General features: G+C 71.2%; 10 protein-coding genes. 5 read left to right on the forward strand and 5 right to left on the reverse strand.

Annotated elements, in window-relative coordinates:
- The first annotated feature begins 491 nt into the window (after positions 1-491).
- On the forward strand, positions 492-1628 hold the full coding sequence (locus AOK08_RS08575) for a C40 family peptidase (protein WP_055524862.1): 1137 nt from the start codon (positions 492-494) through the stop codon (positions 1626-1628).
- An 18-nt stretch (positions 1629-1646) separates the two neighbouring features.
- Here AOK08_RS08575 and AOK08_RS08580 read toward each other — a convergent pair whose 3' ends face one another.
- Together AOK08_RS08580 and AOK08_RS08585 are read right to left on the reverse strand one after the other, a co-directional pair.
- Positions 1647-2459 (reverse strand): LuxR C-terminal-related transcriptional regulator, encoded by an 813-nt coding sequence (locus tag AOK08_RS08580; RefSeq protein WP_055524863.1) that lies wholly within the window; start codon positions 2457-2459, stop codon positions 1647-1649.
- Positions 2456-3784, reverse strand: a complete 1329-nt coding sequence (locus AOK08_RS08585; RefSeq protein ID WP_079053911.1) for a PspC domain-containing protein — start codon at positions 3782-3784, stop codon at positions 2456-2458. The genes AOK08_RS08580 and AOK08_RS08585 overlap by 4 nt, the downstream gene beginning before the upstream one ends.
- A gap of 143 nt (positions 3785-3927) precedes the next feature.
- Between AOK08_RS08585 and AOK08_RS08590 the strand changes: the two genes are divergently transcribed.
- Positions 3928-5466 carry a PspC domain-containing protein gene (locus tag AOK08_RS08590; protein WP_055524865.1) on the forward strand — a complete coding sequence of 513 codons (1539 nt, stop codon included), beginning with the start codon at positions 3928-3930 and terminating at the stop codon, positions 5464-5466.
- Positions 5453-5809 carry a hypothetical protein gene (locus tag AOK08_RS48680; RefSeq protein WP_338400124.1) on the forward strand — a complete coding sequence of 119 codons (357 nt, stop codon included), beginning with the start codon at positions 5453-5455 and terminating at the stop codon, positions 5807-5809. The genes AOK08_RS08590 and AOK08_RS48680 overlap by 14 nt, the downstream gene beginning before the upstream one ends.
- Positions 5810-5960: 151 nt before the next feature.
- Here AOK08_RS48680 and AOK08_RS08600 read toward each other — a convergent pair whose 3' ends face one another.
- Entirely contained in the window at positions 5961-7238 is a 1278-nt protein-coding gene (locus AOK08_RS08600; RefSeq protein WP_055524866.1) for a hypothetical protein, read from the reverse strand.
- A 266-nt stretch (positions 7239-7504) separates the two neighbouring features.
- Here AOK08_RS08600 and AOK08_RS08605 point away from each other — a divergent pair, with 266 nt between their 5' ends.
- Positions 7505-8386, forward strand: a complete 882-nt coding sequence (locus AOK08_RS08605; protein ID WP_055524867.1) for a DUF4429 domain-containing protein — start codon at positions 7505-7507, stop codon at positions 8384-8386.
- Between the two features lie 65 nt (positions 8387-8451).
- Here the strand turns inward: AOK08_RS08605 and AOK08_RS08610 are convergent, their stop codons facing one another.
- Positions 8452-9246, reverse strand: coding sequence for a class II aldolase/adducin family protein (locus AOK08_RS08610; protein WP_055524868.1), 795 nt, complete (start codon positions 9244-9246; stop codon positions 8452-8454).
- A 161-nt stretch (positions 9247-9407) separates the two neighbouring features.
- Here AOK08_RS08610 and AOK08_RS08615 point away from each other — a divergent pair, with 161 nt between their 5' ends.
- Complete coding sequence (locus AOK08_RS08615; RefSeq protein ID WP_055524869.1) at positions 9408-9875, forward strand: pyridoxamine 5'-phosphate oxidase family protein; 468 nt, start codon at positions 9408-9410, stop codon at positions 9873-9875.
- Between the two features lie 35 nt (positions 9876-9910).
- Here AOK08_RS08615 and guaA read toward each other — a convergent pair.
- Positions 9911-11115: glutamine-hydrolyzing GMP synthase (gene guaA, locus AOK08_RS08620; RefSeq protein ID WP_055524870.1), on the reverse strand; the 1205-nt coding region annotated here is incomplete at its 5' end.

Here is an 11115-nt window from a genome sequence, read left to right on the forward strand (position 1 = left end):
CCTGGCCCCGATCCTGGCCGGCCGAGACAGGCCCGGCCAGGATCGGGGCCAGGGCCAGGCGTGCGGTGCTCGTGGGGCGCGTGGCCGTCCGCGCCCGGGGACCCCGCATATATGCACCCACCCCATAGCACTGAGCCACCCCCACGTGTCCCGTGAACCTCCGCATCGGTCAGCCGTCTGCGTGAAGTCGGCGGCGCGGGAACTCGATCACGGTCGCATGCGGTCACCCGGTGGTCGGCTCAAGCCAGTTCCGTACATGGCGTTACCCCCACGCCCCCTCAGGTTTAGCGTCCTCCACCAGGTGACCGGCTCCCCACCGCCGTCCGGACCAGGGGCGGCAGTCGGACACCACCGCCGAGAAAGTCCGGCGGCGGACCGCTCCCCCTGTGCGAGCCGTCGCCGGACGCGCAACCGCCCTCCTGGGTCCGCTTCCCAGGCAGTCGTCCGGCGGTCGTCGCGGTGGCGGTCGTACGAAAGGACGTGACGCCCCGGTGGCAGCGCACCGCAAGCCCCGACAGCGCTCGCTCAACGGCAATACGGCCCGCACCGCCGCGACGATCGCCCTCGCGGGCGCGGCGACGGCGACCGGCTTCGACGGTATCGGGTACGCCGAGCCACAACTGACCCCCGCGCAGGTCGAGGCCAAGGTGCACAAGCTGTACGAGGAGGCGGAGGTCGCCACCGAGAAGTACAACGGCGCGAAGGAGCAGGCCGAGCGGGCGGAGCGGCGGCTGGGCACCCTGCGGGACGAGGCGGCGCGCCGGGAGGAGCGGCTCAACACGGCGCGCGAGTCGCTGGGTTCGATGGCGGCGGCGCAGTACCGCTCCGGCGGGCTCGACCCCGCGCTGCAACTCGCCCTCTCCGAGGACCCCGACGGCTATCTGGACGGCGCCGCCTTCGCCGAACGGGCGGGCAGCAGACAGGCGTCGGACGTGGCCCGGGTACGCGGGCAACTGCGGGAGATCGAGCAGTTGCGCGGGGCCGCCCACGTCGAACTGGCCTCTCTCAAGGCCCGCCAGGCCGAGCTGAACCGCCACAAGAAGACCGTGGCGGGCAAGCTGGGCGAGGCCCGCCGGCTGTTGTCCCGCCTCAGCGCGGAGGAACGTGCCCGGCTCGCGGCGGAGGGCGGCGGTGCCGGCGGAGGCTGGGCCGGTGGGCATGCATCACGGTCGTCGGTGAGTGCCCGGGAGAGCCTGGGCGCGCCGGGGGCGACCGGAGTCACCGGAGTCACCGGGGCGTCCGGCTCTTCCGGGACCTCGGGAGTGGCCGAGGCCCCCAACTCGCGTGCGGCGGCGGCTGTCTCCTACGCCTACCGGAAGCTCGGCAGCCCCTATGTGTGGGGCGCCACCGGGCCGGACGCCTTCGACTGCTCGGGCCTCGTCCAGGCCGCCTACCGCGACGCGGGCATCTCCCTGCCCCGCACCACCTACGCCCAGATCAACGCCGGCCAGCGTGTCTCACGGTCCGAACTCCTCCCCGGGGACCTGGTGTTCTTCTACTCGGGCATCAGTCATGTGGGCATCTACGTGGGCCGCGGCCAGATGATCCACGCCCCGAACCCGTCGGCGCCGGTACGGGTGGCCCCTGTGGACGAGATGCCCTTCGCGGGAGCCACGAGGGTGGTGTGAGGCGGGTGTGGGGCGGGGCTAGACGAGGCGCCGTGCCGTGGCCCATCGCGTCAGCTCGTGCCGGTTCGACAACTGGAGCTTCCTGAGCACGGCCGACACATGCGACTCCACCGTCTTCACCGAGATGTAGAGCTGTTTGGCGATCTCCTTGTACGCATAGCCCCGGGCGATCAGCCGCAGTACCTCCCGCTCGCGCTGGGTGAGACGGTCGAGGTCCTCGTCCACCGGCGGGGCGTCCGTGGACGCGAACGCGTCCAGCACGAACCCGGCGAGGCGCGGCGAGAACACCGCGTCGCCGTCCTGGACGCGGAAGATGGAGTCGACGAGATCCGTGCCGGTGATCGTCTTCGTGACGTATCCGCGCGCGCCGCCACGGATCACACCGATGACGTCCTCCGCCGCGTCCGAGACGGACAGCGCCAGGAAGCGGACCGGCTGTGCCGCGTCGGCCATCAACGAGGCGCAGCGGCGCAGGACCTCGACACCGCCGCCGCCCGGCAGATGGACGTCGAGGAGCACCACCTCGGGCCGGGTGGCGGTGATGACGGTGACCGCCTGGTCGACATCGGCGGCCTCACCGATCACCTCCACGCCGGTCCGCTCGGTCTGCCCGATCTCGGCCTGCACACCCGTACGGAACATACGGTGGTCGTCGACGAGCACCACGCGCACCCGCCGCCCGCCCGCGCCGCCGCCCTCGCCGCCGTCGGCCGGCTCACCGGCCTGCGCGGGCTCGCCGGCCTGTGCGGGCTCGGCAGGTGCTGTCGGTTCGGCCGACTCCGCCGGACCGGCCGAACCGGCCCGGCCGTTCTCCCCGTGCGCCTCGCTCATGACGTGCTCTCCGCCCTCTCCATCTCCAGCTCGACCTCCGTGCCGCCACTCGGTACCGCGCGCAGTCGCGCCGTACCTCCGTTGCGCTCCATGCGGCCGATGATCGATTCTCTGACGCCCATGCGGTCGACGGGTATGGAGTCGAGGTCGAAGCCGGGTCCGCGGTCCCTGATGGACACGAAGACCGTCCTTCCCTCGACCTCGGCGTAGACCTGCACCGCGCCGCCCTCGCCACCGTACTTGGCGGCGTTCACCATCGCTTCCCTCGCGGCCTGCATCTGTGCGCCGGTTCTGTCGTCGAGCGGGCAGTCACCGACGACCACCACCTCTATGGGGACGCCGTGCTTGTCCTCGACCTCGGCCGCGCTGCGCCGCACCGCCTCGGCGAGGGTGCCGGGTTCGTCGGCCTCCTCCTTGCCGGTGCCCTCCGGGTTGTAGAGCCAGTTGCGCAGTTCGCGTTCCTGGGCGCGGGCGAGGCGGCGCACCTCGTTCGCGCTCTCCGCGTTGCGCTGGATCAGGGTCAGGGTGTGCAACACCGAGTCGTGCACATGGGCGGCGACCTCCGCGCGTTCCTGGGCGCGAATGCGCATCAGGCGTTCCTCGGAGAGGTCCTGGGTCATCCGGACGAGATACGGGCCGGCCAGCAGCGCTATCCCGACCAGCACCGCGAGCGCCGCCTGCAGGACCGAGCCGAGGTGGGCGGCGGAGCCCTGGAGTACGAAGACGCCGGACACGCCCGCCGTGACCAGCAGGACGCCGGCCGCGGCTCGGACAAGGGTGAGAGTGCGCCGACGTCTGCCGACCTCCATCCAGCGGGCGCGCCGGGCGTTGTCCGCCTGGCGCCAGACCAGGGCGACACCGGCGGCGACGAGGACGAGCGGGAACAGATAGGCCTTGGCGCCTCCGCCGAGATTCACACTGCCGACGAAACTCATCGCCACGACGACCATGAGGAGCAGGGCGACGATCTGCCCCTTGTCGGGCTTGCGGGCGACGAGTCTGCGGCGGCCGTCGGGCGAGGTCTCGGTGCTGACGAGCGACGGGGGCCGCTGGACCTCGACGCCGCCTACTCCGAGCGGGACGAAGAACCAGAAGGCCGCGTACAGCAGCGCACCGAGGCCGTCCGACATGAACAGGAAGACGAACATGAGGCGCAGCCAGATCACAGGCAGCCCGAGGTGCCCTGCGAGCCCTCGCGCCACGCCTCCGAGCCAGCGTCCGTCGCTGCTGCGGTAGAGCTTGCGCGGGGGCCGCGGTTCGACGAGTGGCAACGCTGCGGCATCCGGCATGCCATCGATGTTCACACGCCGGGCAGGCCCGGGCATCAGGGTCCGCCCCCGAGACTCCCCTGATCTTCGGGCCCGTTCGCCGTCGAACGCTTCCCCCGCCTCCTCTCAGGGCCGATATCAGGGTTCGCCCAGGGTCATCCCGACTGCCGCCGGGCCGTCTCACCCGCCACCATGGACGCATGACAGATCACGCACACGCCGCGACGGGTCCGGGACCCGGCTCCGGCCCGCGCCCCACGCCGGGCGCCGGGCCGCAGGATGCCGGACCCGCCGCGGCGACCCCGCCCACGGAGAAAGGGGAACCGCGCGCGCCCGGGCACGCGGACACGAGCGCGCGAGCGGATACGGGTCCGGGTGCGAGCACGAGATCAGGATCGGGAGCCGGAGCTCACACGGGTTCCCACACGTCCGAGGAAACCGGCACGGCTGCCTCGGACGGCGAGCAGTTGCCGACCAGGTTCCGGCGCGACCGGCGGCAGAAGATGCTGGGCGGGGTGTGCGCGGGGCTCGGGCGGACGTGCGACATGGACCCGGTGATCTTCCGGATCACGCTCGCGGTGCTCGCCGCCACCGGCGGCATCGGCCTCATCTTCTACGGCTTCGCCTGGCTGTTCGTGCCGTACGACGACGAGGAGGAGAACGAGGTCCGCAAACTCCTCACCGGCCGGGTGGACGGCCAGGCGCTCGCGGCCGTGCTCTTCGCGCTGGTCGGCTGCGGAGTGTTCCTGACGACGCTGAAGAACGGCGATGTGCTCTCCTTCACCGTCATACTGTCCATCCTCCTCGGGGGCGCCGGCTACTGGTCGCGCAACCGGGGCGCCCCGGACCCCGACCAGCTGGCCGTCCAGGCCGTCGCCGACGCCCCACCGGAGGCCCAGGCACCCCCGGCCCCGTACGCCTACCCCTCCTGGTGGCGCGACCCCATCGTCAAGGACGGCACACACGTCGGCGGTACGGGCTATCTGTGGGGCCCCCACGACACTCGCGACCGGGACATCTCGGCGGCGATCAACATCAGCCACGGCCACTACGGCGGACCGCAAACGGGCATCCGGGCCGCCTGGCCCAGCCAGCCGAAGCCCCGGGGCCCGCGCTGGATCGGCGGCTGGATCTTCCTGCTCGCCCTCCTCGCCGGTTTTGCCGGCACGACTGCGAAATGGGACCAGGAGGCACTCGCCACCAGCTTGCAGACCGGCCTTGCCTGCGCACTCGTCGTGTTCGGTGTCGGCATCGCGGTCAGCTCGTTCCTCGGCCGTACCGGAGCGGGATCGATCTTCCTCGCGCTCATCACGGCGGCCCTGCTGGCGGGCTCGGCAGCACTGCCCAAGGACGTCAGCACCCACTGGGTGCGCAAGAAATGGACGCCGGCCGCGGTGGCGGCCGTACATCCCAGGTATGAGGTCGGCAGTGGCGTCGCCACACTCGACCTGACCGGGCTGCGCCTCGCCGAGGGGAAGACGGTGACGACGAGGGTCGGGGTGGGCGTGGGCCGCGTCGAGGTGATCGTGCCGAAGGGTGTGACGGTGAAGGCGGACATCGAGGTGGGCATGGGCGACATCCAGTTGCCCGGGGACGACAAACAGGATGTGGACGTGGCACCGCGCAAGCACAAGAAGGTCACGCTGTCACCGACGCGCGGCGTCACCGGCTCGGGCACGATCGAGCTGGACCTCGAAGTGGGCCTGGGACAGGCGGAGGTGACCCGTGCTGCGTCATGAGTTCCAGCCCGGAAAGCTGATCGCGGGCGTCTTCATCACCATCGCCGGCATCACCTACGTGGGCGACGCGGGCGGCGCCTGGAAGACACCGTGGTTCGCGGTGATCCCCCTCCTGGTGTTCGGCCTGGCCCTGGCAGCGTTGGTGGCCCTGCTGACGGGAGCGATTCGCCGACACATAAAGGCCCGCCGCACAGCGACATCCACCGACGGCACACCGGACGGAACGGCGAAGCGCAAGAAGAAGCAGAAGAAGAAAAAGAAGAAGCAGGCGACCAGGGCGACAGAGACAACGACGGCAACCGCGGCGACGGGACCGTCAAGGCCGCCGGAGATACCGAACTGACCGGCCCGCTACCGGTATCCCCCGGACCGCTGTCGCCGTCGCGCCCGCAGCACGGCGTCGGCGAAGGACACGGAGACCGAGACGGAGGGAGCGAAGGGAACGGGAGGGAGCCGGAGGGAGCGGGAGGAGGGCGCTTCGTCCGTCACCTCGGTCAGTCCGTCACGTCGATCACGCACCGGTTCGTCTCCACGCCCGCCGCCGTCACCACCTGCACCTCCACCCGGCCGGGCTCCACATCCGCCGGCACGGGCACCGTCAGTACGTCGTCGCGGGGGTTGTCGAAGCCGCCGGGTACCGGAACGAGGGGAACGTGGACATGGACGGGGCCGATGCGGACGACCATGCGGGACAGCCTGTCGGCGGTGCCCGCGCCCGGGGGCACGAAACCCGCGCCGCGGATCTCGATGTCGTCGCCGGTGCGGATCGGGGCGTCGAGGTCGCCCGCCTCCCGGGACCGGACGACCGACAGGATCACCGGCCGGCCGCCCTCCGAGTACTTGCCGGCCACATAGGTCGCCGCCGACACCAGCACCATCACCGCCAGCCCCCACGGCAGGTCCGGCAACTGGTCCGGGCGCCGGGCCAGCCGTACGACCGCGAAGAGGAGAGCGACCGTGCCGATCATCACGTACTGGATGTCCGCGAAGGTGCCGCGGCCCGCGTCGTCCGTCAGGAGGTCGGCCGCGCGGGGGCGGTCGGCGCGGACCTTCTGGAGTCGCTGGTTGAGGACGCGCTGGCCGACCACCCTGCGCACGAGCACCGCGATGGCGCACACCACCGCGAGGACGGTCACGACACCCGCACCCCGGGCGAGGTCGAGGCCCGCGATCAGCGCGTCGCGGTCCCCGTGGCCGGAGGCGGCCGCGAGCCGGCCCACCAGCACGAGTACGGCGTACGCCACGAACAGCACCCAGCTCGCCGCCACCACACGGGAGGTCGACAGGCGGTTGTCCTCGCCGATGAGGGGCGCCAGCGCCCCGCCCCGCGCCCGGTGGAACCAGGACGCGGCGGTCAGCGCACCGCCGACGAGTACGGCGGCCACCAGTCCGGCCGTCCGGGCGCTGGTCCAGCCCGCCCCGATCGCGGTGAGGGCCTGTACGAGCAGCAGGACGCCGATCAGCGCCCACACGGTGAACGCGGTGCGGCGCCACAGCCGGGCCAGCCAGACCTCGCCCTCGGCCCGGCCGCGCTCGGCGACGACCGCCGCGGACTGGCTCAGCTCGTCCGAGACCCACTGGCGGGAGGCCGAGGCCGAGTGGGCCACCGCGGCCGGCAGCCCCTGCCCGGCCGCGAACCCCTCCCGCATGAGCAGGAACTCGGCGACCGCGCGCCGGTGCCCGGCGCGCGCCCCGTGCGGGCAGTCCCCGCACGTGCAGCCGCCCCCGTGTTCCCCGGGCAGCACACCTTCTCTCGCCTCCTGCACCGCCACGCCCGCCGCCCGCCTTCCCCACACCCGACACGACACATCACGAACCAGGACATCGACTCACCGGCAAGCACACCGGAAACCACACCGGGACAAACCGGGGTGTACCAGGACTTCGGGAGCCCGAAATCCGGCTCGCGCAACTCCCCCTCGACGAGAGCGAATTGTGCCCTACCTAACACCCGTCGTGTGCGGCAGGTCGGCCCGGGCAGCGGAAACGGCGAGTGAAAGCGCGACCCCCGTGTTGACCCGGCTGCGAGAATCTGGATATGGCCGAGATCATCCAGCGCGACGGGACCTGGGTCTTCGACGGCAGCACGATCCGGATCACGCCGGGGCTCCACCGTTCCGTGCCGCTGTTCCGGCAGACGTACGGCGAGGTCGCCGTGCCCCTGGAGGCGGTGTCGGGCATCGTCTACGAGCCCGAACGCAAGCGCGGGCGGTTGCGGCTCAGGCTCCGCGAGGGCGCCGACCCGCTGCTCCAGGCGACCGGCGGACGGCTGCCGGACGCGGCCGACCCGTACCGGCTGACCGTGGACATCGACCGGTCGGGGGTCGCCGAGTACGTCGCCGAGGAGATCCGGCACGCCCTGCTCCTGGACCAGGTGCCCGAGGAACCGGCCAGGGCGTATCTGCTGCCGGGTCCGCCCGTGCCGGTGTCGGTGCGGTCCAGCGACGGCATGGTGTCGTTCGACGGTACGCGGGTCCGCATCGACTGGGCCGACAACTCGGACCGGGTCAAGCGGGCCACCGGCCCCCGGATCATCTCCACGCACGATCTCGTGCAGGTCGACTGGCTGCCCAACTCCGGCTACGAGGACGGCTTCCTGCGCTTCGTGACCCGCGAGACGGTGTTCTCCAAGCTTCCGCCCGGGAAGGACCCCTACACCCTCGACCTGTGGGGCAGCACCCGCCGCGACCTGCTCACCGCGCTCGTGGCGACCGCCGTCACCGCCCGGCTGCCGCACCCCTCCACCCGGGCGGCCGACCACCTGGACCACTCCCGGCTCGCCCCCGCGGTCCCGCCGGGGTCCGACCATCACGACGTACTCCTGCGCAGGCTCCGGGAGTTGGGCGAGCTGCACCGCGAGGGCGTGCTCACGGACGAGGAGTTCGCGACCACGAAGGCCGCTGTCCTGCGGGGTTTCTGACCCGTCCGGCCCAGTCGGAACCGAGCGTTTCCGGCCCCTCCGGTTCTCCGGCCCGCCCGGGGAGACTAACTCAGCAGATCCGGCTCGCTTCGGCTGATGTCCTGCCACAGGGGCTGGTAGTTGATCCACGCGACCAGGTCACCGCCGAGTTGCTCGCGGGTCGAGACGGCCTGCCTGTGGTCGATCAGGACGGGGCGGCCCGCCGCGCGCGCCGTCAACTGGACCTGGCTCGACCGTTCCATCGACAGGAACCACCAGGCCGCCGCGTCCACCGAGTCGCCCACGGTGAGCAGTCCGTGGTTGCGCAGTACGAGGGCCTTGCGGGAGCCCAGCGCGGACGCTATCCGCCGGCCCTCGTCGGCGTCCACGGCGACGCCCGTGTACGCGTCGTACAGCGCGTGGTCCTCGTAGAAGGCGCAGCTCTCCTGGGTGATCGGGTCGAGGAGGTCGCCGAGGGCGGAGAGGGCGCGGCCGTGCACCGAGTGGCAGTGGGCCACGGCGACGACGTCCGGGCGGGCGGCGTGCACCTGGGCGTGCACGGTGAAGGCCGCCTGGTTGACGTGGTAGCGGCCCTCGATGACCTGGCCGTCCTGGTTGGCCATGACGAGGTCGCTCACGGTGACGTGCTTGAAGGGCATCCCGAACGGGTTCACCCAGAAGCAGTTGCTGTACTCGGGGTCGCGCACCGTGATGTGCCCCGAGACGCCGTCCTCGAAGCCGAACCGTCCGAACAGCCTGATCGCCCCGGCCAGCCGTTCCTTGCGATGGGCGCGCTCGTCGTCGAGCGACTCGTGCATCGGGGGCATCGCGAACTGGAGCTGGTCGGTGGGCAACGGCAGGGGCGGAGTGGGCCCGTGCATAGGTCCTCCAGCACTGGGTTCCTTTACGGAGCGGAAGTTACCGTCGGTCCGCTCAGGAGAACAGGGATGTTTGCGAAGAGATGAAATTGAGAGGAAAAGCGAGAGGGAAAGCGGCGAATACACGTCAGAGGATGTCGGGTATCCGCGCCAGACTCCGTTCCATGAACTGGGCAGTATTCACCACCGCGGAACCCGGCCTGGCCACAACCGTCGAAGAGCGCTTCCGGGCCTTCACCCACCACACGCTCGCCACCCTCCGCAAGGACGGCTCCCCGCGCACCTCCGGCCTTGAGGTGCGCTTCCTCCAGGGCGAGTTGTGGCTCGCCATGATGCCGGACTCGCTGAAGGCACGTGACCTGCTCCGCGACCCCCGCTTCGCCCTCCAGGCGAACCCGGGCCCGGGGACGGACACGGCCGGGGGCGATGTGCGGATCAGCGGACGGGCGTACGAGGTCGAGGATCCGGCCGGCAAGGCCGCGTACGTGGAAGAGGTGGAACCGCCGGAGCCGTTCCACCTCTTCCGCACCGAGTTGACCGAGGTCGTACGGACCTACGTCGAGGACGAGAAGTACCTGGTCGTCCAGATCTGGCGGCCCGGAGAGCCGGTGCGGACCCTCAAGCGGACGTGACGGAGGTGATGACCTTCACGGCCCCGTCCGGCCGACTACTCCCACTCGATGGTGCCCGGCGGCTTGCTCGTCACGTCGAGGACGACCCGGTTGACGTCCGCGACCTCGTTCGTGATGCGCGTGGAGATCTTCGCCAGGACCTCGTACGGGAGGCGGGACCAGTCGGCGGTCATCGCGTCCTCGGAGGAGACCGGGCGCAGGACGATCGGGTGGCCGTACGTACGGCCGTCGCCCTGGACGCCGACGCTGCGCACGTCCGCGAGGAGGACCACCGGGCACTGCCAGATGTCCCGGTCGAGGCCCGCGGCCGTCAGTTCCTCGCGGGCGATGGCGTCGGCCTCGCGGAGGAGGTCGAGACGGTCCTTGGTGACCTCGCCGACGATCCGGATGCCGAGGCCGGGGCCGGGGAACGGCTGGCGCTGGACGATCTCGTCCGGCAGGCCGAGCTCCTGGCCCACCATCCGGACCTCGTCCTTGAAGAGCTTGCGCAGCGGCTCGATCAGCTCGAACTCGAGATCCTCGGGCAGTCCGCCCACGTTGTGGTGGGACTTGATGTTGGCGGTGCCGGTACCGCCACCGGACTCGACCACATCGGGGTAGAGGGTGCCCTGCACCAGGAAGGCGACCTCGGGACCCTCGTCCGCGATGATCTCGGCCTGCGCCTGTTCGAAGACCCGGATGAACTCGCGCCCGATGATCTTCCGCTTCTCCTCGGGGTCGGAGACCCCGGCGAGCGCGTTCAGGAACCGTTCCTCGGCGTCGACGACCTTCAGCGTGACGCCGGTCGAGGCGACGAAGTCCTTCTCGACCTGCTCGGTCTCGCCCTTGCGCATCAGCCCGTGGTCGACGTACACGCAGGTCAGCTGGGAGCCGATGGCCTTCTGTACGAGGGCCGCGGCGACCGCCGAGTCCACGCCGCCGGAGAGGCCGCAGACGGCGCGCTTGTCGCCGACCTGCTCGCGGATCAGCGCCACCTGCTCGTCGATGACGTTGCCGGTGGTCCAGGACGGGGTCAGGCCCGCGCCCCGGTAGAGGAAGTGTTCGAGTACCTGCTGGCCGTGCGTGGAGTGCATGACCTCGGGGTGGTACTGGACCCCGTACAGCTTCTTCTCGTCGTTCTCGAAGGCGGCGACGGGGACGACGTCCGTGGACGCCGTGACCGAGAAGCCCTCGGGGGCGGCGGAGCAGGCGTCGCCGTGCGACATCCACACCGACTGGTCGGCCGGGGTGCCCTCGAAGA

This window comes from Streptomyces graminilatus (assembly GCF_001418565.1).
Classification (GTDB): domain Bacteria; phylum Actinomycetota; class Actinomycetes; order Streptomycetales; family Streptomycetaceae; genus Streptomyces; species Streptomyces graminilatus.